Origin of the sequence: Roseovarius tolerans (genome assembly GCF_028885395.1) — a bacterium.
GTDB lineage: Bacteria > Pseudomonadota > Alphaproteobacteria > Rhodobacterales > Rhodobacteraceae > Roseovarius > Roseovarius tolerans.
The window spans coordinates 3,416,308-3,438,974 of the sequence record NZ_CP118494.1 but is presented as its reverse complement, the minus strand read 5'-3'; the positions used below and the strand labels follow the sequence as shown (position 1 = coordinate 3,438,974).

The following is a 22,667-nucleotide window of genomic DNA, read 5'->3' as shown; positions in this document are numbered from 1 at the left end:
GACCCGGCTGGCGCACCTTCCCTATTGCGATACCAACAGGTAAAGTCACACAAAAAGACCGGGGGCGTGCAGGCTGCGCACCCCGCGACCAAGGGGAACGGGACCATGGCGCATATCATCGTCGTCGGGAATGAAAAGGGCGGCGCGGGCAAATCCACCGTGTCGATGCATGTGGCGACAGCCCTTGCGCGGATGGGGCACAAGACCAGCGCGCTCGATCTCGATCTGCGGCAGCGGACCTTTGGCCGCTATGCCGAGAACCGGAAACGCTTTCTTGCGGCGGAGGGGCTCGACCTGCCCAGCCCGCGCTATCACGACCTGCCCGAAGTGGCCGCCGATCAGCTCAAGCCGGGCGAGAACGTCTATGACCGCAGGCTCTCGGCGGCGGTGGCGGAACTGGAGCCCGACAGCGATTTCATCGTGATCGACTGCCCCGGCTCGCATACCCGCCTCAGCCAGGTGGCGCATAGCCTCGCCGATACGCTGATCACGCCGCTCAACGACAGTTTCATCGACTTCGACCTGCTCGCCAATATCGACGGCGACGGGCAGAAGATCCTCGGGCCGTCGGTCTATTCCGAAATGGTCTGGAATGCGCGTCAATTGCGGGCCCAGGCCGGGTTGAAGGCGATCGATTGGGTCGTCCTGCGCAACCGGGTGGGCGCGCAGCAGATGGTCAACAAGGAAAAGATGGGCCGCGCCATCGAAAATCTCGCGCGCCGGATCGGCTTTCGCGTGGCACCCGGCTTCAACGAACGGGTGATCTTCCGCGAGCTCTTTCCGCGCGGCCTGACGCTGCTCGATCTCAAGGATATCGGGGTCAAGGGCCTCAACATCTCGAATATCGCCGCCCGTCAGGAATTGCGCGATCTGATCAAGGCGCTGAACCTGCCCGGCGTCACGGCCAAGTTCTAGTCCCTGTCACCGCCGGTCAGGCCGGACCATCAGCAACCCCATGCCCGCCATGCGCGCCCTTGAACGGCGCGCGCGCTCCCCCATATCTTTAGAACATACGACCAAGTATCGCCGCCGACTGGGGAGCCGCGACGTGACGGATCGAAGCAATAAATCGTTTCCAGAAGGGCGCGGTCCTGCGTCCTCTCTTTCGTCGCGCTGGGACGGGCGTCTCGACCCCGAGCAAAAATCATGGTGCGAGGCCAATGGCGTGCCCCTGGCCTATGACCCGATGCAGATCGGCTGGGTCATCGCCGACAAGGAGGCGGTCTGCCCCAACGCCGTGCCATCCGCGCCGCTGTCATGGAAGGCGAAACCCACCCGCCTGCTCGATTTCAGGCGCTGGCAGAGCGATGATCTACCCGCCTTCCGGCAGCTTCTGGGCGATCCGCAGGTCTGGCGCTACATGCACGAGGACTGGCCCGGCGAGATGACCGAGACCCTCGCACGCGACCTGATCGAGATTTCCGCGCTGGGCGATCACCATGACGTTCTGGCCTTCACGCTCGACGGCGCACCCATCGGGCAGATGCGCCTTGCCTTCGGCGCGGACCCCAGCAGCGCGGACACCGCCGAACTCAGCTACTGGCTGGGCCGCGCGCATTGGGGCAGGGGCCTCGGGCGCGACCTCGTGCGCCGCGCCACGCAGCGCGCCTTTGCCGATCACGACTGGCTCTACCGGCTGGTGGCCTTCGTGCATCCCGACAATCCCGCGTCAGAGCGGTGCCTGCGCGCGGCGGGCTATCACGACCGCGGGCATCGCGATGACGGCTGGTCCTGCTTCGTGACCTACCGCGACAGCTAAGGCTCAGACCGGCGGGCCGGTGCGCGGCTGCGGCCGGTTGCGCAGACGTCGCTGATAGATCAGCGCCCAGAGGTTCGACACGAAAAGCGCCCCGATCACCACTGCCCCGCCGACGATGGTCCAACCGCCCGGTTCCTCGCCGATCACCACCCAGACCAGCAGCGGCGCCAGCACCGATTCCAGCAGGATAAGCAGCGCCACCTCCGCCGAGGCGATATAACGTGGCCCAAGCGTCAGCAGGCAGGTCGAGACGCTGATGAACGCCCCATGCGCGAGGATCAGCGGCCAGTTCAGCGACCAGACCGCCAGCGGCTGCGCCAGCGGCCAGATCACCAATGAGGCCCCGATCATCGCCACCGGAATGGCCGGGATCATCGACACCGCGCGCAATTGCCGGGCCGCCGTTATCGCTGCCGCAAAACTGGCCGAGACGCCGAGGGCCACCAGATCGCCGCTCCAATGCGCGCCATGGGTCTCACCCGACCCCCGGGCGATCACCGCCAGCCCCGCGAACACCCCCAGCATGGTCAGGATCATCCGACGGCTGATCGGCTCTTTTAGAAACACCCGGCTGAAGATCGCGGCAAAGACCGGCATCGAGGCGAGGATGAAAACCACATTGGCCACGCTTGTCATGCTGACGGCAAAGACAAAGCCGGGCGCGGTGGCCCCGATCAGCACCGTATAGATCAGCCCGGGCCGCCCGGTGCGCGCCACCTCGGCAAAGCCGCGCACGCCATTTATGGCTAGCACGCCCAGCAGGATCACACCCCCCGCCGTGATCCCGCGCCAAAAGGCGATGCTCGCCGCGTCCCCGTCAATAAGCCGCACGAATAGCGAATCCGGCACCACGAAAAGAACGCCGAGCGCGGTGATCAAAAGCCCCTTGAGATGTTCCGACATGCACCGCCTCCTCGCGGCCAGTCAGACCACAGAGCGGCGGCGCTGTCCATGCGGTGGCGGCGGGCTCAGCTGTGGGTCTTTTTCGCCCAGGCGAGGACCAGTGACGCCGCCCCGGCCATGGTCAGGTCGATCCCCAGGAAGAGGCCAAGAATCCCGAGCGCCGCGCTCGGCAGCCCCAGCACGATCAGCGCCGCCAGCACCAGCGACAGAACGCCCGAGGCCATGATCCAGCCCCAGCCTTGGACGGGCCGCATCTGCCACGCCAAGCCGACCCGCAACGCGCCCAGCACCGTGAAGAGCACCGCCACAAGGACGGTCAGCGTCACCAGCCCGGCCAGCGGATTGAGCACCAGCGTCACAGCGAACAGCACCAGCGCCAGCCCAAGCGCACCCGACAGCCAGCGATCGCCGGTGGTCTTGGTCTTGTCGGTCACCGCCAGCCAGAGTTGCACCGCCCCGGCCGCAAGGAATGCGGCACCGGCCACCGCCTCGGCGGCAAGCGAGGCGGCGAATGGATTGAGAAACGCCAGAAAGCCGCCGATCAGCATCACGACGCCCAGCACGGCCAGCCCTTTCCAGCCCATGTCCGGCGTCAGCGTCTCGAGATCGTCCTCCGCGTCGCTCCGGGACGTGTCATCGCGTGCGGTCATGTCGTCCTCCTTTCAAAGCCATTCAAAGCCATGTCGTTGCACCGTGACCTGCGCATGCGCCTTGCAGGTTTCAACCACCCACCCCCTCGCCATTTCCCGGCGGCGCGGTCTATGCTGCGCCTGACCCTGACAGAGGAGAGCGCGATGCCCGCCCCGCAAAATCCCTTCAAGGCCGCGTTGCAGCGCGGCGAGATGCAATATGGCTGTTGGGGGGCGTTCGCTGATCCATACGCTACCGAATTGATGGCCTCGACCGGGTTCGACTGGCTGGTGATCGACGGCGAACACGCGCCCAATGACCTGCCCACCATCACCGCGCAATTACAGGCGATGCACGGATATTCCACGCATCCCGTGGTGCGCCTGCCGATGGGCGAGGATTGGGCGATCAAGCAGGTGCTCGACGCCGGCGCGCAGACTTTGCTGATCCCGATGGTCGAAAGCGCCGATCAGGCCCGCGATCTGGCACGCGCGATGCGTTATCCGCCTGCGGGCATCCGGGGGTCGGGCGCGATGATCGCCCGCGCGACGATGTTCGCCGGGGTTGAAAACTATGTCGCCACCGCCGATGCGCAGATGTGCCTTCTGGTGCAGGTCGAAACCCGCGCTGGCATTGACGCGCTCGACGAGATTCTGCTGGTCGAGGGCGTGGATGGCGTCTTCATCGGCCCGTCTGACCTTGCAGCCGACATGGGCCATCTCGGCGATAGCGACGTGCCCGAGGTGCAGGAGGTCATTCGCAACGCATTGGGCCGCATCGCTGCCTCGGACAAGGCGGCGGGCATCCTCGCGACCGATCACGAGGTGGCGCTGCGCTATCGCGACTGGGGCGCGCAGTTTCTCGCCGTGGCGGCGGATGTCCTGCTGCTGGCGCAGGCGGCCCGCGCGACCGTGGCGCGCTGGCGCGATGGCTGAGGTCTTGCTGGCCGATGTCGGCGCGAGCCATACGCGGCTCGCGCGCGGCACGGGGCAGGGGCTCAGCCCCGGCACGACGCGGCGCTATGCCAATGCCGGTTTTGCAGGTCTCGGCCCCCTCATGGCGGCCTATCTCGACGGAACCCCGGTCGATGCGGTCTGCGCCGGGGTGGCCGGGCCCGTGCGGGCTGGCACGGCACAACTGACCAATCTCGACTGGTTCATCGACGCCGCCGAGATCGCCCGCGCGACCGGCGCGAAGGCGGTACACCTCCTGAACGATCTGCAGGCGCAGGCCCACGCGCTCGATGATCTGCCCCCGGCGCGCATCACGCCGCTCGTTCCGGGTGTGCCGGATCCGGATGGCCCGCGCATGGTCATGGGGCTGGGCACCGGCAGCAATATCGCGGTCGCGCATCGGGTCGGCGACCGCCTTTTCGTGCCACCCGCCGAGGCCGGGCATTCCGGCCTGCCGCATATGGGCGCGGCAGAGAATGACCTGATCGCCGCCCTTGGGCGCGAGGTGGCGCACAAACCCTATGAGGCGGTTTTGTCGGGGCCGGGCCTTGCGCGGCTGCACCGGCTGTGCAGCGGGCAGGAACAGGCACCTGACCGGATCATTGCCTTGTATGAGACCGGCGTGCCGGAGGCGCGCGAAACGCTCGATCTGTTCGGACGCATATTGGGCACTGTAATGGGCAATCTGGCGCTCACCCATATGAGCACCGGCGGCGTCTTCCTGATCGGTGGTCTGGCCCGCGCAATCGCCCCGCATTTCAACGAACTGGGATTTCACCGCCATTTCTGCGATAAGGGGCCCTATACGCAAATCATGCGCGATATGCCCATCTCACTCGTCACCGATGATCACGCAGCATTGCTTGGATGCCTGCAACATCTGCGAGCTATATTGAAATAACCATCATTCAGATGTATATTCTGGTGTGTAATATACGGAGCATCCCATGAAACGCCTCTTCACCAACCAGATCTGCACCATGACCGAACTGCGCGAGCCGCAAAAAGTGCTCGACGCGGCGGGCGGCAAACCCGTGGCGATCATGAAGAACTCCAAATGCATCGGCTATCTCGTGCCCGAGGCCGCCACCCTCCAGGACGAGCCGCGCCACGCGACCATGGATGAGGTGATGGCCGCGTTTGACCAGACGCGTGCGCAGGCACAGCCCGTGCTCGACTATCTCAAAGACAAATGAGCTTTCTGCTTCTGACCGTCGAGCAGGTCGAGACGCTTCATGATCTGGTGCTGAACCCCGGAGAATTGCCGGGCAGGGCGCGCGACAAGTCCCTCGACGGGGCCTTGGCGCGGGTCGACAACCGCATTCTCTATGGCATGATCGAGGACGTGTTCGATCTCGCTGCCGCCTATGCTGAGGCGATCGCGCAGGGGCATTGCTTCAATGATGCCAACAAGCGCACGGCTTACCGCGCGATGATCGTCTGCCTGAAACTCAACGGTGTGCTGTTGACGCATGACACCGAAGACACCGGCCAGCAGATCATCCGCCTCGCACAGGGCCAGATCGACGCGGGCGCAATGGCCGATTGGCTAAGGGCGCGCGCGGGCTGAGCCCCGCGCGCGCCGCCGGTCAGTCCACCGCCCCCGCGTGGACAACCTTCAGATAATCGCACATCCGCGTCCATTTCCGACCATACCGCGCATCCAGGTCTGCATCGCCACAATCGCTCGCCCGCGCCAGAAGATCGTCGCCCGGCTGCCAGTCCGCCGGAACCCCGAGTGACGTGCGATCCACCGCCTGCAAGGCCAGCGTGGAGCGCAGGGCTTCTTCACTCGACCGCCCGACCGAGGGCGGATAGTCGAACATCATCCGCAATTTCAGCGACGGGTCGATGATGAAACTCTTGCGGATCGTGCAACCGGCGGCCTCCTTGGAATGGATCAGCCCCATCTCTCGCGAAATGCGCCCGCCGGGATCGGACATCACCGGGAAGTCCACGTCGAGGCCGAACGTGTCCTCAACATCCGCCACCCAGCGGGCGGCTTCCTCCTGTCCGCTCATCGAGATCGCGGCGACAGAAACGCCCGCCTCTTCGAAATCCTGCAGCATCATCGCCATGGAGGCGAGTTCGGTCGTGCAGATCGGGGTAAAGGCTGCCGGGTGGCTGAACAGATAGACCCATCCGCCCTCGGCCCAGTTGTGGAATGCGATCTTGCCTTGTGTGCTCTGCACGTTGAAGTTGGGAAAGATATCGCCGATCTGGGGCGTCCATGCGTTGGACTTGCGATATCCGGATGGGACTTCGACCCAGTTTTCGGCGGCGCGCGCCGAGGCTGACCAGTATTTCATTCTCTTTCGTCTCCGCAATGAGGTTTCGTTCAAACAAAACAGGAAGCGGAACCAACTACACGTTGAGGTTGTTTTTTAAGTGTGGCCGAATTGAGGCAAATGCGTTGCAGTTTTCCTCAATGCGCTCTTGCAGAAAATACAACTGCGCGACACCGGGCCCGGTGCGCAATCCCTTTCCCCGCCCGGCCCCCTCTGCCATAATGCCCGCCAACCCATAAAAGCAAAGAGCAGCGGCATGAACGATCTTCTCTCGCCCACCCCGAAATCCGAGTATGACGCCTCCTCCATTCAGGTGCTCGAGGATATGGAGCATGTCCGCCTGCGTCCGGGCATGTATATCGGCGGCAAGGATGACCGCGCCCTGCACCACATGGTAGCCGAAATCATCGACAACTCGATGGATGAGGCGGTGGCGGGCCACGCCACATGGATCGAGGTGGAACTGCATGCCAACGGCCATGTCAGCGTGCGCGACAACGGGCGCGGCATCCCGGTTGATCCGCATCCCAAGGACCCCAGCAAGACCGCGCTCGAGATCATCTTCTGCACGCTCAACGCGGGCGGCAAGTTTTCTGGCGACAGCTACCAGACCTCGGGCGGCTTGCACGGCGTCGGCTCTTCGGTGGTGAACGCGCTTTCCGATCATCTCAGCGTCGAGGTGGCGCGCAACCGTGAACTCTATCGCATGGAGTTCTCGCGCGGGTTACCGCAGGGCCCGCTGGAAAAGATCGGCGCGGCCCCCAACCGGCGCGGCACATCCGTCACCTTCCACCCCGACCCCGAGATCTTCGGCTCGCTCACGCTCAAGCCCGCGCGGCTTTTCAAGATGGCGCGCTCCAAGGCCTATCTGTTCTCGGGCGTGGAAATCCGCTGGAAAACCGAGATCAGCGATGGCGAAACCCCGCAGGAGGCGACGTTCAAATTCCCCGGTGGTCTCGCCGATTACCTCGCCGAGACGCTTGGCACCAGCACCACCTATGCCGAGCGCCCCTTCGCCGGGACGGTCGATTTTCGCGACAAGTACAACGTGCCCGGCAAGGTCGAATGGGCGATCAACTGGACACCGGCGCGCGACGGTTTCATCCAGTCCTATTGCAACACCGTCCCCACCCCCGAGGGCGGCACCCACGAGGCCGGGTTCTGGGCCGCGATCCTCAAGGGCATCAAGGCGTATGGCGAGCTGAGCAACACCCGCAAGGCCGCGCAGATCACCCGTGATGACCTCATATCGGGGGGCTGCGCGCTGGTCTCGTGCTTTATCCGAGAGCCGGAATTCGTCGGCCAGACCAAGGACCGGCTGGCCACCACCGACGCGCAGCGCATGGTCGAGGGCGCGGTGCGCGACCATTTCGACAACTGGCTGGCGGCCGACACCAAATCCGCCGGTGCGATCCTCGATTTCCTCGTGCTGCGTGCCGAGGAACGGCTGCGCCGCCGGCAGGAAAAGGAAACCGCCCGCAAGACCGCCACCAAGAAACTGCGCCTGCCCGGCAAGCTGGTGGATTGCACCTCGAACACCCGCGACGGCACGGAACTCTTCATCGTCGAGGGCGACTCGGCTGGCGGCTCCGCCAAGATGGGGCGGGACCGCAAGACACAGGCGCTTTTGCCGCTCAGGGGCAAGATCCTCAACGTGCTGGGCGCGGCCTCGTCCAAGCTGGGCAGCAATCAGGAAATCAACGACCTGACACAGGCGCTTGGCGTGGGCTTGGGGACCAAATTCAACCTCGACGATCTGCGCTATGACAAGGTCATCATCATGACCGACGCCGATGTCGACGGCGCGCATATCGCGGCCCTGCTGATGACCTTCTTTTTCACCCAGATGCGCCCGATGATCGACGCGGGCCATCTCTACCTCGCCTGCCCGCCGCTCTACCGGCTGACGCAAGGGGCGAAGCGGGTCTATTGCCTCGACGAGGCCGAGCGCGACGCCTGGATGGAAAAGGGCCTCGGCGGCAAGGGCAAGATCGACTACAGCCGCTTCAAGGGTCTGGGCGAAATGGACGCCAAGGACCTCAAGGAAACCACCATGGACCCGGCCACCCGCAAACTCATCCGCGTCACGATAGACGAGGACGAACCGGGCCAGACCGGCGATCTGGTGGAGCGCCTGATGGGGAAAAAGCCGGAACTGCGGTTCCAGTATATCTCCGAGAACGCGCGGTTCGTGGAGGAGTTGGATGTTTGAGGGAGGGGTGAGGGAATGTTCGAATGTGTATTTCCATTGACCTTCGCGGTTCAAGGCACCCCGGTAAGTTCTAAAGCGAAGAAGAGCAAACAGCCCTGGATGGACGCAGTTGCGAGTGCCGCCACAGAGGCTCTGCCGCAACACTGGATGCCGACAGACGCAGTATTGTCTCTTACGATATATGATTTCCCTTCTGACGCCCCACAGGGCGATGTCGACAATATAATAAAACGTATTCAAGATGCGATTAAGGGTGTTGTTTGCGTGGATGACCGCCAGATAACAAGGGTCGTTGCTCAGCGTTTTCTTCCAGAAGACTACGAAACTAAGTATGAACTCCCAGATCTAGTTGCTGAAGCGTTGGTCAATGATCCGCCATTCGTTTATATCTGCGTTACAGACACCCCATGGAGTGAGGCCCGATGATTGGATCAGAGATTGAGCGTTTGGCCCTTGAACAATTGAGGCCTAAGTTGGAACAAGACGGTTACATAGTGGTCGAGGATCCTTCTCGTCAAATGATGCCGCCCAAGTTTCGCGGATACGTTCCTGATTTTATAGCTCAAAAGGGTGACGACTATATTGCTTTCGAGATAAAGGCGAAACGTAATGAATCGATACATAAAAAACTCGAGGAACTTAAGAGAAGTATTGAAGAGCAGCCAAATTGGTCTTTCAAGATAATATACGCGGACGAGATCATGAAAGATGAAGGCCCTGTCAAGCAGGGAACTCACTCAATCTATGAAGCTTTATGCCAAGTCAAAGCGATAACTGAGCACAACAACCCCCAAGCGGCCCTCCTGCTCGCATGGGCGACTTTTGAGGCGGCCGCGAGACATCTGCATCCGAAGATTTTTGCGAAACCGCAAACCCCCGGACGGATCGTGACTGTTCTCGCAGAAAGGGGTCTGATTGATTATGAAACGGCTAGCAAGCTTCGAACATTAATTTCAAAGAGAAACAGCATAGTGCATGGTGAACTCAGTATCCAAGTTACAAAGGAAGATGTGGAGGCTGTGACATCTGCAGTAGGGTACTTGGTTGCGATCGAACACGATTAAGGGTCACACCACCAACCGATTCGACGCGGTGGTTTAAATTCACACCCGTAGATCGCCGCACTGCGGCCCGTCGACCGCGCGGCCCCATCACCCCTCTTGCCGCCACGCCCCGGCCCCCTTATCTTCCATCCTGCAGCACCGGCCCCGCGCCGTATCCGCTGCGCCCAAGGGCTCATCGCCCTGACCCTGTCAGGCTCCCCTGAACCCCTGAGCACGGACCGGCCCGGCATCCCGCCCGGCCGGGATCTTTCAGGAGTCGAACCCATGTCCAAAGAAAAAAACCGGGGCAACCGCGAGGCCAAGAAGCCGAAGAAGGAAACGCCCAAGGTCCTTGCCACCGCGAATTCCAACGCCGGAAAGAACCCCACGGTGATCGCGGGCAAGCCGGTCAAGTAACTTAAGACCATCGCGCGCGGAGCGGCCCCCGCCCCGCGCGTCCCCTTCGACACATTCCTGTCATCAAACCTTCACTGGACTCGCTTTCATATTTCACATATTCACGAAATATGGAAAAAGAGATTCCCGACAGGCTCGCCACCCTCGGCCATCCGCAGCGGCTGGAGCTGTTCCGGCTCCTGATGCGGCGCTATCCCGACCGGGTTCCGGCGGGCGAGTTGGCCGAGGCGCTCAGCCTCAAGCCGTCGACCCTCTCGGCCTATCTCAATGCGCTGATGCGCGCCGGGCTGGTCACGCAGGAACGCAACGGCACGTCGCTCCGCTATTCCATGAACATGCCAGAGGTGCGTCGCACCTTCGATTACCTGCTCAATGATTGCTGTCGCGGGCGGCCCGATATCTGCGCCCCCACCTCTAACCTGCCCCCCACCTTGCAAGGAGGCCCGGACATGGCCGACAAGACCTACAACGCGCTCTTCATCTGCGTGGGCAACTCCGCCCGCTCGATCTTTGCCGAAACGCTGCTGCGCGACATGGCGGGGGATCGGTTCACCGTCCATTCCGCCGGCACGCGGCCGTTTTCCGAATTGAACCCCTTCGCGCTCGAGGTGCTGAAATCCAAGGGCCATGACGTCTCCGCCCTGCGCGCCAAGCATGTGGACGAGTTCACCGCGCCGGATGCCCCGGTGATGGATTTCGTCTTCACCGTCTGCGACCGCGCCGCCAACGAGGATTGCCCGGCCTGGGCCGGACAGCCCGTCAGCGCCCATTGGGGCACCCCCGACCCGGTGCTGGCCACCGGCACCGACGCGCAGAAAAGCCTCGCCTTCCAGCAGGCCTACGGCGCGCTCAAGAACCGGATCACCGCCTTTGCCGCCTTGCCGGTCGAGACGCTCGACCGCGTCAGCCTGCAGGCCGCCGTGGACGAGATCGGCCGCGCGGCGGACGAGGCCGAGGCATGACGGTCTATGCGGTCAATGGTCTGGGCCGGATCGGCAAGCTGATCCTCAAGCCGCTCTTGGAGCGCGGCGCGCAAATCGCGTGGATCAACGACGCCGTGGGCGATGCGGAAATGCACGCCCACCTGCTGGAATTCGACACCGTGCATGGCCGGTGGGATGCCGTGTTTGCGCATGACGCGGACAGCGTCACCATCGACGGCACGCGCCTGCCCTTCATCGGCACGCGCGATCTGAGCGCCTTGCCGCTCGAGGGCGTCGATGTGGTGATCGACTGCACCGGCGTTTTCAAAACCGAGGCGAAACTCGCCCCCTATTTCGACGCAGGCGTGAAAAAGGTTGTCGTCTCCGCCCCGGTCAAGGACGGCGACGCCGCCAATATCGTCTACGGCGTCAATCACGACATCTATGAGTGTCAACGCCGGAGTAAAATCCAGCCACAGGGCGGCGCAAAAACCGGCCACTTTGGGTTTGGGCGTAACGCGCGGCACGAGGCGGCGGCCAGTCAGCCGCGCTTCCCAAATAGCTGGCGGTTGACTGGCCGCTTTGGCCCGTCAGGGCCAAATCTGGATAGGCTGGATCAGGCGTTGTTGTTGGACTTGCGCGCGCGGCTTTGAGCGAGACGATAGCTCTCGCCGTTCATCTCGAGAATGTTGACGTGGTGCGTCAGCCTGTCGAGGAGCGCGCCGGTCAGGCGCTCGGTGCCGAAGGTTTCGGTCCATTCGTCGAACGGCAGGTTGCTGGTGATCAGCGTGGCACCACGCTCGTAGCGCTGCGAGATCAGCTCGAACAGCAGCTCGGCGCCGGTCTTGGAGAGCGGCACGAAGCCCAGCTCGTCGATGATGAGCAGCTTGACGCTGGCCAGTTGCTTTTGCAGGCGCAGCAGACGGCGCTCGTCGCGGGCCTCCATCAATTCATTGACCAGCGCTGCGGCGGTGGTGAAGCGGACGGGCAACCCCTTCTGGCAGGCCGCCAACCCGAGGCCCAGGGCGATGTGCGTCTTGCCGGTGCCGCTTGGCCCGAGGGCGATGGTGTTCTCGCGCCGCTCGATCCATCCGCAGCGGGCCAATTCCAACACCTGCATCTTGTTGAGCTTCGGGATCGCCTTGAAGTCGAAGCTGTCCAGGCTCTTGGCGGCCGGGAACTTCGCGGCCTTGATGCGACGCTCGATCATCCGCCGTTCGCGGTCGATCATTTCCATTTCGACGAGGCGCGCCAGGAACTGGACGTGATCCAGCCCTTCAGTGGCGCATTGACGTGCCTGCTTCTCGTATTCGCGCAGGAAGGTGGGCAGCTTCAGCGTCTTCAGGTGATGGTTGAGCAGGATCTGCGGAGCCTCCGTCATCCCGTCGCCTCTGTCATCAGGGTCATGTAGCTGGCAGCCGAGGTCGTCCCAACATCGGCACGCGGCAGGTAGGGATAGCTGGCCAAGTCAAGCTTGGGCGGGCGCTTCTCGATCCGACAGAGCAGAATGTGCTTGACCGCATCGAAGCCCGTCGCGCGCAGGCGCAGGGCCTCCTTGACCGCGCCATGCAGGTCGTCGAGGCCGAATGTCTCCAGCAGTCTCAGGACTTGCACATACTCACGCCGTCCCATCTTCAGCATGTGTGCCTCCATGAGGCGGCGCAGGGTCTGGAACTCTTCGGGCAGATCCCACGCTGCCAAGGGCGCAGCCTGATCCAGGGCATTGATCTTGCGTTCGATCAGCGGGAGATAATGAATCGGATCGAAGACCACATCCTCGCGCGCGTAACACCGCGGATGCCGGGCGATCACGTCTCCACGGCAGCCGATCACGACCTGATCGACATAGCCGCGCACCCAGACATTCTGATGACCATAGGCGACGGGAACCGAGTAATCGTTGGTCTCGTAGCGCACGAGCGATTGCGAACTGACCTGGCCGCTGGCTTGCGCGCAAGCCTCGAATGGAGCCCCGGGCAGTGGCTTCATCGCCGCCAGATCGCGCTGCAGCCGTTCGCCAATCGTTTCCTTATGGCCACGCAGGATCTCGTTCTGGCGATTGCGGCACTGGGCCTCCAGATCCGCGTTGAACGCGTCCCAGCTGGCAAAACGCGGGACCGGCACCATGAAGTTCCGGCGGGCGTAACCAACGATGCCCTCGACTTTACCCTTGTCGTTTCCCTTGCCCGGCCGCCCGTAGCGGTCATGGAACAGGTAATGCGACTGCAGGGCACTGAACAGCGTGGCGCGCTGGCGCGTCCCGTCGGCCAGGATCTTCGAGACCAGGCAACGATCGTTGTCATAAAGGATGGAGTGCGGGACGCCGCTGAAGAAGGCAAAGGCGTGGACGTGGCCATCCATCCACGCCTCCGCCGTCGCCGCGGGATAGGCCCGCACAAAGCAGGCGTCGCTGTGCGGCAAATCCAAGACGAAGAAATGGGCCTTCTGCTCGACGCCATCGATGATCACCATGGCTTCGCCGAAATCCGCCTGGGCATCCCCGGGCGGGTGGGCGAGCGGCACGAACATCTCACGTCCACGCCGCTCGCGGTCCCGGATATAGTCCTTGATGATCGTGTAGCCGCCGGTGAAACCGTGCTCCTCGCGCAACCGGTCATATACCCGCTTGGCGGTATGGCGCTGCTTGCGGTGGGTCTCACGATCCCCGTCCAGCCACGCGTCGATAATCTCGGTGAACCCGTCCAGCTTCGGGCGCTTGATCGGCTTCTGGCGCCGGTAACCGGGCGGCGCTGAAAACGCCAGCATCTTGGCTACGCTGTCGCGCGAAACATTGAAATGACGCGCTGCTTCTCGCTGGCTCATGCCTTCGCCACACGCCAGGCGAACCTTCAAATACAAATCCACGGTATGCATCTCCACGCCCCCTCTTGCCGTCACAAGAAGAGCAAAATGGCCGGTTTTTACACCGCCCGCAGCAGGACTATCCCGCCGCTACCGTGGCCGAGTTTTGCACCGCCGTTCTCAATGAGCCCGCCCGCCACCGCATCGTCACGGCGGCAAGCTGCACCACCAATTGCCTCGCCCCGGTGGTCAAGGTGCTGCACGAGGCCATCGGCATCAAGCACGGCTCGATCACCACGATCCATGACGTGACCAACACGCAGACCATCGTGGACCGCCCCGCCAAGGACCTGCGCCGCGCGCGGTCGGCTTTGAACTCGCTGATCCCCACGACGACGGGCAGCGCCACGGCGATCACGCTGATCTATCCCGAACTCACCGGGCGTCTGAACGGCCACGCCGTGCGCGTGCCGCTGCTCAACGCATCGATCACCGATTGCGTGTTCGAGATGGACCGCGAGACGACCGTGGAGGAGGTCAATGCCCTCTTTCAGGCCGCCGCCCAAGGGCCGCTCGCCGGTATCCTCGGCTATGAGACGCGGCCCCTCGTCAGCGCCGATTACACCAACGACACCCGCTCCGGCATCGTCGATGCGCCCTCGACCATGGTCATCAATGGCACGCAGGTAAAGGTCTATGCATGGTACGACAACGAGATGGGCTATGCGCATCGCCTCGTCGACGTGGCCATGATGGTGGGGGCCACGGTTTGACGGCACGTCCCGAAGGCCTGAGCGCCTATATCGCTGTCACGGCGGCCTATTGGGCCTTCATGCTGACCGATGGCGCGCTGCGGATGCTGGTGCTCTTGCACTTTCACACGCTCGGGTTCACCCCGGTGCAGCTGGCCTATCTCTTTGTCCTATACGAGATCGCGGGCATGGTGACCAACCTTTCCGCAGGCTGGATCGCGGCGCGGTTTGGTCTCACCTCGACGCTCTACGCCGGGCTCGGCCTTCAGGTGCTGGCCCTCATAGCCCTCGCGCAGCTTGATCCCGCATGGACCGTCGCGCTTTCGGTCGCTTACGTGATGGTGGTGCAGGGGGCCTCCGGCGTGGCCAAGGATCTCGCCAAGATGTCCTCGAAATCCGCCGTCAAGCTGCTCGCACCCAAGGGTGACGGCGGGCTGTTCCGCTGGGTTGCGGCGCTCACCGGCTCGAAGAACGCGGTCAAGGGGCTGGGCTTCCTGCTGGGCGCGGCGCTCCTCGCCGGGATCGGCTTCGTCGGCGCGGTCTGGGCGATGGCGGCGGTGCTGGCGGTGATCCTTGTCGCGGTGGCACTCGCCATGCCGCCGGGCCTGCCCACGGGCCGCAAGGGCGCGAAGTTTTCCGAGGTCTTCTCGAAATCCGCCAACGTCAACTGGCTCTCGGCAGCGCGCGTGTTCCTCTTCGGGGCGCGGGACGTGTGGTTCGTGGTGGGCATCCCGGTCTATTTCTACAGCGTGCTCTCGGACGGGTCCGAGGCGGGCAATCGGGCGGCGTTCTTCATGATCGGCACGTTCATGGCGGGCTGGATCATCCTTTACGGCGCGGTGCAGGCCAGCGCGCCACGCCTGATGCGCGCGGCCTCCCGCCCCGAAGGCGATCTCATTCGCGCGGCGCGGGTATGGGCCCTGGCCCTGCTCGTGGTGCCGGTGGCCCTGACCGTCGCGGCGCTGCTGGCGGGCGGACCTCAGACATGGCTCACCATCACTCTGGTGGCCGGGCTACTGGCCTTCGGCGCGATATTCGCTGTGAATTCGGCGCTGCATTCCTACCTGATCCTCGCCTTCACGCAGGCAGAACGGGTGACAATGGATGTGGGCTTCTACTACATGGCCAACGCGGGCGGGCGGCTTCTGGGCACGGTGCTCTCGGGGCTGACCTATCAGGCGGGCGGTTTGCCCCTTATGCTGGGCACGGCAAGCGTGATGATCGCCGCCTCGGCCCTCGCATCCGGGCGGCTTGATGCGACCCAAGGATCGGAGACACCAACATGAGCGCATTCGAGCGTTACCTGACCCTCTGGGTCGCCCTCGCGATGATCGCGGGTATCGCCCTCGGCAACACCGTTCCGGGGCTGGTCAATGCCATTGCTGCGGCCGAAGTGGCGCGCGTCAACCTCGTGGTGGCAGTGCTGATCTGGGCGATGGTCTACCCGATGATGGTCGGCGTCGATCCTTCCAGCCTGCGTGACGTGCTGCGGCAACCGCGCGGCCTCGGCATCACGCTGGCGGTCAACTGGCTGATCAAGCCCTTCACCATGGCCGCCCTCGCGGTGCTGTTCTTCGAGGGTATCTTCGCCGATCTCATCGCGCCCGCCGACGCGCAGCAATATATCGCCGGGCTGATCCTGCTGGGCGCGGCCCCCTGCACGGCGATGGTTTTCGTGTGGTCGCAACTGACCAAAGGCGACGAAAGCTACACCCTGCTACAGGTCAGCGTGAACGACGTGGTGATGGTCTTTGTCTTTGCCCCTCTGGTGGCGTTTCTCCTGGGCGTGACCGACATCACCGTGCCGTGGGAAACGCTGCTGCTCTCGGTCCTGCTCTTCGTGGCGCTGCCGCTGGCGGCAGGCATCTGGACCCGGCGCAGGCTGGGGTCCGAGGCCCGCATCGCGGTGTTCCAGGCGCGGGTCAAGCCGTGGTCGGTGATCGGGCTGATCGCGACGGTGGTGATCCTCTTCGGCCTTCAGGGGCAGGTGATCCTCGACCGGCCCATGGTGATCGGGCTGATCGCGGTGCCGATCCTCGTGCAATCCTACGGCATCTTCGTGCTGGCCTACGCGGCGGCATGGATGCTCAAGGTGCCGCACCGCATCGCCGCTCCCTGCGCGCTGATCGGCACGTCGAATTTCTTTGAACTGGCAGTCGCAGTGGCGATTTCGCTCTTCGGCCTCAATTCCGGCGCGGCGCTTGCCACGGTGGTGGGCGTGCTGGTCGAGGTGCCGGTGATGCTCTCGCTCGTGGCCTTCGCCAACCGGACACGCGCGCGGTTCGCCTGAGGCTGATCAGCCTTCGGAATATTCAGGCAGGCTCCTGAGTGCATCCTTCAGCGCCTGCCCCCAGGCCTCCGAGATGTGGTTGAAATAGGGATCATCCCCCTGAATGCGCCCCGACCGCCCCCGGCTCAGGCCGTCAGCCGCATAGAAATGATAATCGAACGGCGGGGCCACCCCGAGATTGGCCTTCATCGTTGAATCGAAACTCACCAGCAACAGCCGCATCGCCTGTTCGAAACTCAGATCCTTGTCATAGGCGCGCACAAGGATGGGCTTGCCGTACTTGGTTTCCCCGATCTGGAAGAACGGCGAATCCTCGGTGGTTTCGATGAAATTGCCCTCGGGGTAGATCAGGAACAGGCGTGGCGGCCCGCCCGCGATCTGCCCGCCAAGGATCAGCGTGGCGTGAAACGCCGAGTCGGCCTTCATCCCGCCGGTTTCATGCGCCGCCACCACCTCGTGCAGGGTCTCGGCGACGATCCGCGCGGCCTGAAACATCGACGGCGCCGACAACAGATCGGGATTGCGGTCGTCATGCGCCTTGCCGCGTTCCTCAAGCTGGCTGATCACTGCCTGCGTGGTGGCAAGGTTGCCCGAGGACAACAGCGTCAGGCAAAGCTGCCCCGGCACCTCCCAGATCACCATCTTGCGATAGGTCGAGATATTGTCCACGCCCGCATTGGTGCGGGTGTCGGACATGAACATCAGGCCGTCTTTCAGGGCCATGCCCACACAATAGGTCATCTTGTGCCTTCACTGCTGAACAACCTTGATCTGCACGCCGAGCGTTTCCGACAGCCCGCCGATCCGCATGCCAGTTATCGGAGACGCATCGGAATAGTCCAGCCCCGTCGCCACCCGCACATAGCGCGCATCCGGCGAAATCCCGTTCGAGACGTCGAACCCGACCCAGCCGATCCCGTCCAGATAGGCCTCGGCCCAGGCGTGCATCGCGGTCTGATCGGTGGTGTCGTCCATCATCAGATAGCCCGACACGTAGCGTGCGGGCAGATCGAGGTGCCGCGCGCAGGCGATGAAGATATGGGCGTGATCCTGACACACCCCGCGCCCGTCGCTCAGCGCGTCTTCGGCGCTCCAGGTGGGTTCGGATGCACCGGTCTCGTAGGCCACCGCCTCGCGGATCAACCCGCAGAGCGCGTGCAGCCGATCAAGATCGTTGCCCGGTGCCAGGCGGCGGGCCAGGGCGCGCACCTGCTCGCGCGCCTCGGTGCGCGGCGTGGCGCGACTGTAGAGCCAGAGCGGCGCAGGCCCCCGATGCGGCCCGACGATACCATGGGTGTCGCTCACCTCGATCTCGCCCTCGCTCAGCACGTCGAGGATCTGCGTATCCCGATCAAGGCTGATCAGTTCGGTGGTGTTGTTGTGATGGTCCTCGAAACTCAGTTCCTTCTTGCCGCCGGTGATCGCGGTGCGCCAGCTGACCACGGTCTGATGCGGCGTGGTCTTGGGCGTCTTGCGCACCTGTTGCAGGCCGAACCGCACCGGTTCGGCAAAGCGATAGCTGGTCAGGTGATGAATGGTCAGGCGCATGAATCACTCATAAAAGCGATAATCCAACTCGATCTGCCGGGCGAGACCAGAGAAGGCGCCCAGCAACTCGGTGATCATCTCGTGCAGACCAAACTCGAAAATCTGGTCCAGGTCATGCGAAAGATACTGCTGTTCGATCTGCGATACCAGCCGTAGCGACGGCCCCGGCTCGCGATTGCCGCGATTCAGGTAACTCAGGTTGTCGCGGATCTTGGAGGTGCAGAAGGCCAGACTGCGCGGCATCCGCTTGTCCAGCACGAGGAAATGCGTGATCTCGCGCGGCGCCAGCTTGGAGCCGTATTCCATCCGAAACCCGCCCTTGGCCGAGAGCGAGCGCAGGATGCTTTCCCATTGCACATTGTCGATGGAACTGCCCACCGCAAGGGTCGAGGGCAGCAGCACATAGTATTTCACGTCGAGAATGCGCGCGGTGTTGTCGGCGCGTTCGATAAAGGTGCCAAGCCGTGCGAAATCGTAGATCTCGTTGCGCATCATCGTGCCGTGGGTCATGCCGCGCACCAGCGCCGCCTGCTGCCGCAGCGCGCGCAGCACGTTGGGCAGATCGCGTTCCCCGACCTTGCGCGCCAGCGTCTCGCGCGCATGCATGTAGGTGGCGTTGATCGCCTCCCAGACATCGCCGGTCAGGGCGGTGCGTACCATCCGCGCGTTCTGCCGCGCCTGCTCGATGCAGCACAGCACCGAAGACGGGTTCTCGTGCGAGCGCAGCAGCCAGTCCACCGCGGCATCCTTGGTCACCGTCTCGTTGGCCGCCAGATAGGCATCCAGCACCGAGGCCGATTGCAGCACCGGCCGCCACTCCGCGTCAGGCTCGTTCAGCCGGGTCAGTGCGATGCGCTGCCCGGTCTCGATCAGGCGCGCGGTGTTCTCGGCCCGCTCCAGCAGGCGATACATCCAGAAAATTCCATTCGCGGTCTTGCCCAGCATCGCCCTAGTCCTCCAGCACCCATGTGTCCTTGGTGCCGCCCCCTTGAGAGGAGTTGACCACGAGCGATCCCTTCTTCAGCGCCACCCGCGTCAGCCCCCCCGGCGTGATCCGGATGCCCTCGGGGCTGACCAGAACATAGGGCCGGAGATCGACATGCCGGGGCGTCAGCCCCATGCGCGAAAAGATCGGCACCGTCGACAGGCTGAGGGTCGGTTGCGCGATGTAATTGCCGGGCCGCGCCTTGAGCTTTCGGCGGAAGGCCGCGATGTCCTTCTTGCTGGCGGTCGGCCCCACCAGCATGCCGTACCCGCCCGAGCCATGCACCTCCTTGACCACCAGATCGGCGAGATTGTCGAGCACATAGGCCAGCGAGTCGGGATCTGAACAGCGCCATGTCGGCACGTTCTGCAACAGCGGCCGCTCGCCGGTGTAGAATTCGACGATCTCGGGCATGTAGGAATAGATCGCCTTGTCATCGGCGATGCCGGTGCCCGGCGCGTTGGCGATGGTGATGCCGCCGGTGCGGTAGACATCCATGATGCCGGGCACGCCAAGCTGGCTCTCGGGGTTGAAGTTGAGCGGGTCGAGAAACTCGTCATCGACGCGGCGATAGAGCACGTCGATGGCCTTGTAGCCACAGGTGGTGCGCATCGCGACGCGCCCGTCCACCACCCGCAAATCATGCCCCTCGACCAGTTCCACGCCCATCTGATCGGCCAGAAAGGCATGCTCGAAATAGGCGGAATTGAAAATCCCCGGCGTCAGCACCGCGACCACCGGATCGACCCCCGCCGCAGGCGACGCGCAGGCCGCGAGCGAGCGGCGCAGGTTGGCGGGGTAATTCTGCACCGGCTGCACCCGGTTGCGCGAGAAAAGTTCCGGGAACATCTGCAGCATCGTCTCGCGGTTCTCCAGCATGTAGCTGACCCCCGAGGGCGTGCGCGCATTGTCCTCGAGCACGTAGAATTCGCCCTCCCCGGTGCAGACAAGGTCGATGCCGACGATATGGGTATAGACCCCGCCCGGCGGCGCGACCCCGATCATATGCGGCAGAAAGGCGTCGTTGCGGGTGATCATCTCCTGCGGGATACGACCCGCCTTCACGATCTCCTGATTGTGGTAGATGTCGTGCAGAAACGCATTGATCGCGCGCACCCGCTGCTCGATGCCGCGCGACAGGCGGTGCCACTCGGTTCCCGACATGATGCGCGGCACGATGTCGAACGGGATCAGCCGTTCCTCGGCCTCGGCGCGGCCATAGACGTTGAAGGTGATGCCGGTCAGGCGGAATATTTACTCTGCCTCGCGCTGCTTTGCGCGCAGGCGTTTGGGGTCTTCCTCGGCGAACCAGTCGTGAAAGCCGCGATAAGGCGCGCGCAACCCGCCCGCATCGCCCCACATTTCGTCAAAACACTCCGCCATCCCACGTCCCACATCCAAAGAAGATCAGCTTACACCGATATTCTCACACCGCAACGGGGCTGTTTTTGAACAGAAAATTGTCCTGGATGCGTGCGTTTTGGCGTTTGGATGGGATAAGATGCGGCAATTGCCTGATTTTCAGGCATATCTGGATCGCCCCCTACGCATCGTGAACGCGCCGCCCCGATCATCGAAGCGGCGCGCCATCACACTTGGCGGTCATCGGCGTCCCCGCCTGTACCGCAGCCCCAAGGCTAGACGATCAGGGTGAACAAACCCTTGTCATCAGACTTGTAAAAATATCCCGGGGGAGTCGCCGCTTGCGGCGACGGGGGCAGCGCCCCCTTACCCGGCAGCGGTCATGCCATGCTCCACAGGTGAAACAGAAGCCCGGCGGCAAACGCGCCGCTCAGCGACAATGCGATATAGAGCGCGAAGACCCGCGGCTTGACCAGCGCCCAGACCGCAATCGCCGCAGGCAGCGAGGTCACACCCCCTGCCACCAGAAAGGCCAGCCCCGCGCCGGGTGCCATGCCCTGTCCGATCAGCCCGCCCACCAGCGGCAGCGCGGCATACCCGTTGAGATAGGCCGGCACCCCCACCAACGTGCCAAGCGCGATGGGGCCGAGCCCGCTGCCACCCAGAACCGAGGTGACGGTCTCTGCCGGAATAAAGGCCAGCATCAGGCTTTCGAGCAGAAAGGCCAGCGTCAGCCATTTGGCGAGGAACAGCGTCACGTTCAGCGCCTCGCGTCCGAATTTCGCGCGCCGCTCGGGGTCTTGCCAGAACCGCCAGACCACCGGCTTGGGCGCGCGCAGCTTGGCCCCGCCGCAGCCGCCATTGCCGATCCCCTCGCGCAGTGGATCGCTCAGCCCACCGGCGCGGGACATGACATGCACCACCGCCCCGCCAAAGACGCCCAGCCCCACGGCCGCCAGCGTCTTGGCGAGCGCGAACTCCAACCCCAGAACCCCCGTGGTCAGCACGAACATCGACGGGTCCATCACCGGCGAGGCCAGCCAGAACGCCATCACCGCCGAGAGCGGCACGCCCATTGCCAGCAGCGCCGCAATCAGCGGGATCACTCCGCAGGAACAAAACGGCGAGAGGCCCCCGGCCAATGCGGCCAGCCCGATCATCACCACCGGCGCACCGGTAAAGGCGCGGGCGATCAGGTTGTCGGCCCCGGTCGCCGTGGCCCAGGCCGCCACACCGATCGACAGGATCAGGAAGGGCGCGGTGTTCAACAGCGATTGCGCGGTAAACCCAAGGCTGTCGCGCGCCTGCGCCGGATCGAGCAGCGCAACCACCGCAAGGATCAGCGCCGAGGCCAGCCACACCCGGTAATCCCGCCACAGCATGCGGGCCCATGCAACAGGGCCGGTCGGGGAAAGGCTCGTGTCAGTCATATCCATATCTCCGGAATTCTGGTTATTTCAGGGCGCAAAAAACTCACGCCGCATCGTCCTTGGCCTGCAGGGTGACACCGGCGCAGCATTCCGAGGTGAGAAACCCCAGCACCCGCTGCATCGCCGGATAATCCACGCTGTTGAACACCTCGCGCCCCTCCTTGCGCTGCACCACCAGCCCGGCCTCCACCAGCGTCGACAGGTGATGCGCCAGCGTCGAGGGCGCCAGCCCCAGATGCGCGCCGATATCGCCGACCCGCAACCCGTCATGCCCCGCCTTGACCAGCAGGCGAAAGATCGACAGGCGGGCGTCATGGCCAAGGGCGGCCAGCGCGCGGGCATTGGGGCTCGTGATACTCATATCGCAAAC

General features: G+C 63.7%; 23 protein-coding genes and 3 pseudogenes. 15 read left to right on the top strand and 11 right to left on the bottom strand.

The genetic code is table 11. The annotated features are described in order from the left end of the window. Positions 1–105 precede the first annotated feature (105 nt). Positions 106–915, top strand: coding sequence for a division plane positioning ATPase MipZ (locus PVU19_RS17040; RefSeq protein WP_050663228.1), 810 nt, complete (start codon positions 106–108; stop codon positions 913–915). Positions 916–1,048: 133 nt separating this feature from the next. Further along, positions 1,049–1,759, top strand: a complete 711-nt coding sequence (locus tag PVU19_RS17035) for a GNAT family N-acetyltransferase (RefSeq protein WP_160316371.1) — start codon at positions 1,049–1,051, stop codon at positions 1,757–1,759. A 3-nt stretch (positions 1,760–1,762) separates the two neighbouring features. Here the strand turns inward: PVU19_RS17035 and PVU19_RS17030 are convergent, their stop codons facing one another. Both PVU19_RS17030 and PVU19_RS17025 read right to left on the bottom strand, forming a co-directional pair. Further along, positions 1,763–2,662, bottom strand: a complete 900-nt coding sequence (locus PVU19_RS17030; protein WP_050663217.1) for a DMT family transporter — start codon at positions 2,660–2,662, stop codon at positions 1,763–1,765. Positions 2,663–2,727: 65 nt separating this feature from the next. After that, positions 2,728–3,312 carry an HdeD family acid-resistance protein gene (locus tag PVU19_RS17025; RefSeq protein ID WP_050663218.1) on the bottom strand — a complete coding sequence of 195 codons (585 nt, stop codon included), beginning with the start codon at positions 3,310–3,312 and terminating at the stop codon, positions 2,728–2,730. A gap of 144 nt (positions 3,313–3,456) precedes the next feature. Here PVU19_RS17025 and PVU19_RS17020 point away from each other — a divergent pair, with 144 nt between their 5' ends. From PVU19_RS17020 to PVU19_RS17005, 4 genes are read left to right on the top strand one after another with little or no spacing between them, the layout of a single operon-like run. Further along, positions 3,457–4,227: an aldolase/citrate lyase family protein gene (locus tag PVU19_RS17020; RefSeq protein WP_050663229.1), complete on the top strand. Its 771-nt coding sequence runs from the start codon at positions 3,457–3,459 to the stop codon at positions 4,225–4,227. Beyond that, positions 4,220–5,146: a glucokinase gene (locus tag PVU19_RS17015; RefSeq protein WP_050663219.1), complete on the top strand. Its 927-nt coding sequence runs from the start codon at positions 4,220–4,222 to the stop codon at positions 5,144–5,146. Before PVU19_RS17020 ends, PVU19_RS17015 begins: the two co-directional genes overlap by 8 nt. 46 nt (positions 5,147–5,192) lie before the next feature. Continuing rightward, positions 5,193–5,441 (top strand): hypothetical protein, encoded by a 249-nt coding sequence (locus tag PVU19_RS17010; RefSeq protein ID WP_050663220.1) that lies wholly within the window; start codon positions 5,193–5,195, stop codon positions 5,439–5,441. After that, entirely contained in the window at positions 5,438–5,815 is a 378-nt protein-coding gene (locus PVU19_RS17005) for a type II toxin-antitoxin system death-on-curing family toxin (protein WP_050663221.1), read from the top strand. Before PVU19_RS17010 ends, PVU19_RS17005 begins: the two co-directional genes overlap by 4 nt. A gap of 19 nt (positions 5,816–5,834) precedes the next feature. Here PVU19_RS17005 and PVU19_RS17000 read toward each other — a convergent pair whose 3' ends face one another. Continuing rightward, a complete protein-coding gene (locus PVU19_RS17000) occupies positions 5,835–6,554 on the bottom strand; it encodes a redoxin domain-containing protein (protein WP_050663222.1) in 720 nt (239 codons plus the stop codon). A 235-nt stretch (positions 6,555–6,789) separates the two neighbouring features. On the opposite strand from PVU19_RS17000, the gene parE reads away from it, so the two are divergent. The 6 genes and pseudogenes from parE to PVU19_RS16970 form a co-directional block, all read left to right on the top strand. After that, the gene (parE, locus tag PVU19_RS16995) at positions 6,790–8,745 is read left to right on the top strand and encodes a DNA topoisomerase IV subunit B (protein WP_050663223.1); all 1,956 of its coding nucleotides are present in this window, start codon (positions 6,790–6,792) and stop codon (positions 8,743–8,745) included. A gap of 15 nt (positions 8,746–8,760) precedes the next feature. Next, complete coding sequence (locus PVU19_RS16990) at positions 8,761–9,171, top strand: RusA family crossover junction endodeoxyribonuclease (protein WP_082237697.1); 411 nt, start codon at positions 8,761–8,763, stop codon at positions 9,169–9,171. Beyond that, the gene (locus PVU19_RS16985; RefSeq protein WP_050663224.1) at positions 9,168–9,809 is read left to right on the top strand and encodes a hypothetical protein; all 642 of its coding nucleotides are present in this window, start codon (positions 9,168–9,170) and stop codon (positions 9,807–9,809) included. Before PVU19_RS16990 ends, PVU19_RS16985 begins: the two co-directional genes overlap by 4 nt. Positions 9,810–10,073: 264 nt before the next feature. Beyond that, positions 10,074–10,205, top strand: coding sequence for a hypothetical protein (locus tag PVU19_RS16980; protein ID WP_254892329.1), 132 nt, complete (start codon positions 10,074–10,076; stop codon positions 10,203–10,205). Between the two features lie 110 nt (positions 10,206–10,315). Continuing rightward, on the top strand, positions 10,316–11,167 hold the full coding sequence (locus tag PVU19_RS16975) for an arsenate reductase/protein-tyrosine-phosphatase family protein (RefSeq protein WP_050663225.1): 852 nt from the start codon (positions 10,316–10,318) through the stop codon (positions 11,165–11,167). Continuing rightward, positions 11,164–11,586 (top strand): annotated as a pseudogene (locus tag PVU19_RS16970) (glyceraldehyde 3-phosphate dehydrogenase NAD-binding domain-containing protein); the annotation flags it as partial. The gene PVU19_RS16975 and the pseudogene PVU19_RS16970, both read left to right, overlap by 4 nt. 158 nt (positions 11,587–11,744) lie before the next feature. Here the strand turns inward: PVU19_RS16970 and istB are convergent. Together istB and istA are read right to left on the bottom strand one after the other, a co-directional pair. Continuing rightward, the gene (gene istB, locus PVU19_RS16965) at positions 11,745–12,509 is read right to left on the bottom strand and encodes an IS21-like element helper ATPase IstB (RefSeq protein ID WP_274789796.1); all 765 of its coding nucleotides are present in this window, start codon (positions 12,507–12,509) and stop codon (positions 11,745–11,747) included. Then, positions 12,506–14,002, bottom strand: coding sequence for an IS21 family transposase (gene istA, locus PVU19_RS16960; RefSeq protein ID WP_420833234.1), 1,497 nt, complete (start codon positions 14,000–14,002; stop codon positions 12,506–12,508). The genes istB and istA overlap by 4 nt, the downstream gene beginning before the upstream one ends. Before the next feature lie 56 nt (positions 14,003–14,058). On the opposite strand from istA, the pseudogene PVU19_RS16955 reads away from it, so the two are divergent. The 3 genes and pseudogenes from PVU19_RS16955 to arsB all read left to right on the top strand — a co-directional run. Then, positions 14,059–14,703: pseudogene (locus tag PVU19_RS16955) on the top strand (ArsJ-associated glyceraldehyde-3-phosphate dehydrogenase); the annotation flags it as partial. Next, entirely contained in the window at positions 14,700–15,968 is a 1,269-nt protein-coding gene (arsJ, locus tag PVU19_RS16950) for an organoarsenical effux MFS transporter ArsJ (protein ID WP_050662106.1), read from the top strand. The pseudogene PVU19_RS16955 and the gene arsJ, both read left to right, overlap by 4 nt. Next, entirely contained in the window at positions 15,965–16,972 is a 1,008-nt protein-coding gene (gene arsB, locus PVU19_RS16945; protein ID WP_050662105.1) for an ACR3 family arsenite efflux transporter, read from the top strand. The genes arsJ and arsB overlap by 4 nt, the downstream gene beginning before the upstream one ends. Before the next feature lie 6 nt (positions 16,973–16,978). Here arsB and PVU19_RS16940 read toward each other — a convergent pair whose 3' ends face one another. From PVU19_RS16940 to PVU19_RS16915, 6 genes and pseudogenes are all read right to left on the bottom strand, one after another. Then, on the bottom strand, positions 16,979–17,713 hold the full coding sequence (locus PVU19_RS16940; protein ID WP_050662104.1) for a proteasome-type protease: 735 nt from the start codon (positions 17,711–17,713) through the stop codon (positions 16,979–16,981). 9 nt (positions 17,714–17,722) lie between these two features. Then, entirely contained in the window at positions 17,723–18,520 is a 798-nt protein-coding gene (locus PVU19_RS16935; protein ID WP_050662103.1) for a transglutaminase family protein, read from the bottom strand. 3 nt (positions 18,521–18,523) lie between these two features. After that, a complete protein-coding gene (locus PVU19_RS16930) occupies positions 18,524–19,465 on the bottom strand; it encodes an alpha-E domain-containing protein (protein ID WP_050662102.1) in 942 nt (313 codons plus the stop codon). A 4-nt stretch (positions 19,466–19,469) separates the two neighbouring features. After that, positions 19,470–20,888 (bottom strand): annotated as a pseudogene (locus PVU19_RS16925) (circularly permuted type 2 ATP-grasp protein). Positions 20,889–21,247: 359 nt separating this feature from the next. Continuing rightward, complete coding sequence (locus PVU19_RS16920) at positions 21,248–22,297, bottom strand: permease (protein WP_235575722.1); 1,050 nt, start codon at positions 22,295–22,297, stop codon at positions 21,248–21,250. 43 nt (positions 22,298–22,340) lie between these two features. Next, on the bottom strand, positions 22,341–22,658 hold the full coding sequence (locus tag PVU19_RS16915) for an ArsR/SmtB family transcription factor (RefSeq protein ID WP_050662100.1): 318 nt from the start codon (positions 22,656–22,658) through the stop codon (positions 22,341–22,343). Between the last annotated feature and the right edge of the window lie 9 nt (positions 22,659–22,667).

Bases quoted from the DNA above. Each gene is read 5' to 3' on its own strand.
- PVU19_RS17040 (WP_050663228.1), top strand. From the start codon at position 106: ATGGCGCATATCATCGTCGTCGGGAATGAAAAGGGCGGCGCGGGCAAA.
- PVU19_RS17030 (WP_050663217.1), bottom strand. From the start codon at position 2,662: ATGTCGGAACATCTCAAGGGGCTTTTGATCACCGCGCTCGGCGTTCTT.
- PVU19_RS17025 (WP_050663218.1), bottom strand. From the start codon at position 3,312: ATGACCGCACGCGATGACACGTCCCGGAGCGACGCGGAGGACGATCTC.
- PVU19_RS17020 (WP_050663229.1), top strand. From the start codon at position 3,457: ATGCCCGCCCCGCAAAATCCCTTCAAGGCCGCGTTGCAGCGCGGCGAG.
- PVU19_RS17015 (WP_050663219.1), top strand. From the start codon at position 4,220: ATGGCTGAGGTCTTGCTGGCCGATGTCGGCGCGAGCCATACGCGGCTC.
- PVU19_RS17010 (WP_050663220.1), top strand. From the start codon at position 5,193: ATGAAACGCCTCTTCACCAACCAGATCTGCACCATGACCGAACTGCGC.
- PVU19_RS17005 (WP_050663221.1), top strand. From the start codon at position 5,438: ATGAGCTTTCTGCTTCTGACCGTCGAGCAGGTCGAGACGCTTCATGAT.
- PVU19_RS17000 (WP_050663222.1), bottom strand. From the start codon at position 6,554: ATGAAATACTGGTCAGCCTCGGCGCGCGCCGCCGAAAACTGGGTCGAA.
- parE (WP_050663223.1), top strand. From the start codon at position 6,790: ATGAACGATCTTCTCTCGCCCACCCCGAAATCCGAGTATGACGCCTCC.
- PVU19_RS16990 (WP_082237697.1), top strand. From the start codon at position 8,761: ATGTTCGAATGTGTATTTCCATTGACCTTCGCGGTTCAAGGCACCCCG.
- PVU19_RS16985 (WP_050663224.1), top strand. From the start codon at position 9,168: ATGATTGGATCAGAGATTGAGCGTTTGGCCCTTGAACAATTGAGGCCT.
- PVU19_RS16980 (WP_254892329.1), top strand. From the start codon at position 10,074: ATGTCCAAAGAAAAAAACCGGGGCAACCGCGAGGCCAAGAAGCCGAAG.
- PVU19_RS16975 (WP_050663225.1), top strand. From the start codon at position 10,316: ATGGAAAAAGAGATTCCCGACAGGCTCGCCACCCTCGGCCATCCGCAG.
- istB (WP_274789796.1), bottom strand. From the start codon at position 12,509: ATGACGGAGGCTCCGCAGATCCTGCTCAACCATCACCTGAAGACGCTG.
- istA (WP_420833234.1), bottom strand. From the start codon at position 14,002: ATGCATACCGTGGATTTGTATTTGAAGGTTCGCCTGGCGTGTGGCGAA.
- arsB (WP_050662105.1), top strand. From the start codon at position 15,965: ATGAGCGCATTCGAGCGTTACCTGACCCTCTGGGTCGCCCTCGCGATG.
- PVU19_RS16940 (WP_050662104.1), bottom strand. From the start codon at position 17,713: ATGACCTATTGTGTGGGCATGGCCCTGAAAGACGGCCTGATGTTCATG.
- PVU19_RS16935 (WP_050662103.1), bottom strand. From the start codon at position 18,520: ATGCGCCTGACCATTCATCACCTGACCAGCTATCGCTTTGCCGAACCG.
- PVU19_RS16930 (WP_050662102.1), bottom strand. From the start codon at position 19,465: ATGCTGGGCAAGACCGCGAATGGAATTTTCTGGATGTATCGCCTGCTG.
- PVU19_RS16920 (WP_235575722.1), bottom strand. From the start codon at position 22,297: ATGACTGACACGAGCCTTTCCCCGACCGGCCCTGTTGCATGGGCCCGC.
- PVU19_RS16915 (WP_050662100.1), bottom strand. From the start codon at position 22,658: ATGAGTATCACGAGCCCCAATGCCCGCGCGCTGGCCGCCCTTGGCCAT.